This is a genomic window from Chitinophaga sp. (assembly GCF_035564935.1).
Taxonomy (GTDB): Bacteria; Bacteroidota; Bacteroidia; order Chitinophagales; family Chitinophagaceae; genus Chitinophaga.
Window position 1 is genome coordinate 1 of sequence record NZ_DATMTE010001127.1, and the last position, 1,590, is coordinate 1,590.

Consider the following 1,590-nt stretch of genomic DNA (forward strand, 5'->3'; position numbering starts at 1 on the left):
GTAAAATTGACTTTCAAGATTTGGCAATGGATTACGAAATCAAAACACAGGGTAAGTTTAATTTTATAGAAGAAGGAGAAGGAGAACCACTGGTATTATTGCATGGACTTTTTGGTGCTTTGAGCAATTTCTCGCACATGATCGAATACTTCCGGCAATATAACAAGGTTGTGATCCCGATGTTACCCCTGTATGATTTAAACATCCTGGAAACATCGGTAGGCGGCCTGGCCAAATACGTACATAAGTTTATTGAAGCCAGGGGGTATAGAAATGTACACCTGCTGGGCAATTCACTTGGAGGTCACGTGGCCCTTGTATACCTGTTGAAACATCCCGAAGCACCCGTAAAATCCCTGATCCTTACCGGCAGCTCAGGCCTGTTCGAAAACGGAATGGGCGAAACCTATCCTAAACGCGGCGACTATGAGTACATCCGCAAAAAAGCAGAACTTACTTTCTATGATCCGAAAATAGCTACCAAAGAACTGGTAGACGAAATGTTTGAGATAGTGAACAACCGCCTGAAAGTGATCAAGATCATCACACTGGCAAAATCAGCCATCCGCCACAATCTTGGAGATGAACTGAAAGATATCCAGCAACCCACCTTACTGATATGGGGCCAGAATGATACGGTTACACCTCCTATGGTTGGCGAAGAATTTAAAAAACTGATACCTAATTCTGAACTGCAGTTTATTGATAAATGCGGACACGCTCCTATGATGGAAGTACCCGAAGAATTTAATAAAATCCTGCACGCTTTCCTGGAGAAACTAAAGCTTCAACCTGCCAGTTAAACCGGCGCTCTCAAGGCAGCTCTGCAACTGTACTCACAGGTGCAGTGACTTCGCGTACATGTAATTTCTTTTTCTATTGGCATATTCTTTACTATTATTGTATCAGAATACGCTAACATGATCGCCAGAGAACTCATATCTTCAGTACCTGTTCTGCATCCATCGGATTCAGGAACAAAGGCACTGCGCCTGATGAACGAATACCATCTGACGCAACTGCCAATGGTAGTAGATAGCAAATACCTGGCCCTGGTGGAGGAAGATGATATCATGGATCTCGAAGATCCGGATGTACCCCTGGAATCTATGGAGTACAGCAGTACCCGCCCGGCTGTCATGGAATACGCTCATCTCTTTGAAGCACTCAAACTTTTTTACGATTTCAGATTGTCGGCCCTCCCGGTGGTAAACAAGGAAAATGAATACCTCGGTATCATTACCAAAGACAACCTCCTGGCAGCTTTGGCAAGATATAACGGGGTGAAGGAACCCGGCGGTATCGTGGCTTTTGAAGTGGACCCGCGCGATTACGCCCTCAGCGAAATTGCACGCATTGCCGAATCAAACGATGTTACGCTCCTCAGTGTAAACACCATCACCAATCCTGTTACCGGTAAGCTGGAAGTAGTACTTAAAACAAACCGGCAGGAACTGCAGGGCCTTGTAGCTACTTTCGAACGCTTCAATTACGTTATCAAATACATCTTCGCCGAAGAACAGGAAGAAGAAGCGCTGAAGAAAAACTACGACCTGCTGATGAACTACATCGGCATGTAACGCGGATTTT

General features: G+C 44.9%; 2 protein-coding genes. Both read left to right on the plus strand.

The genetic code is table 11. The features are described from left to right. Positions 1 to 803 (plus strand): alpha/beta hydrolase (locus VN105_RS29235; RefSeq protein ID WP_325646945.1); only part of this gene is annotated, 803 nt, incomplete at its 5' end. A 117-nt stretch (positions 804 to 920) separates the two neighbouring features. Then, positions 921 to 1,580, plus strand: a complete 660-nt coding sequence (locus VN105_RS29240; RefSeq protein ID WP_325646947.1) for a CBS domain-containing protein — start codon at positions 921 to 923, stop codon at positions 1,578 to 1,580. The last annotated feature ends 10 nt before the right edge of the window (positions 1,581 to 1,590 follow it).

Excerpts from the sequence above, each read along its gene's own strand:
- VN105_RS29240 (WP_325646947.1), top strand. The coding sequence starts at position 921 with ATGATCGCCAGAGAACTCATATCTTCAGTACCTGTTCTGCATCCATCG.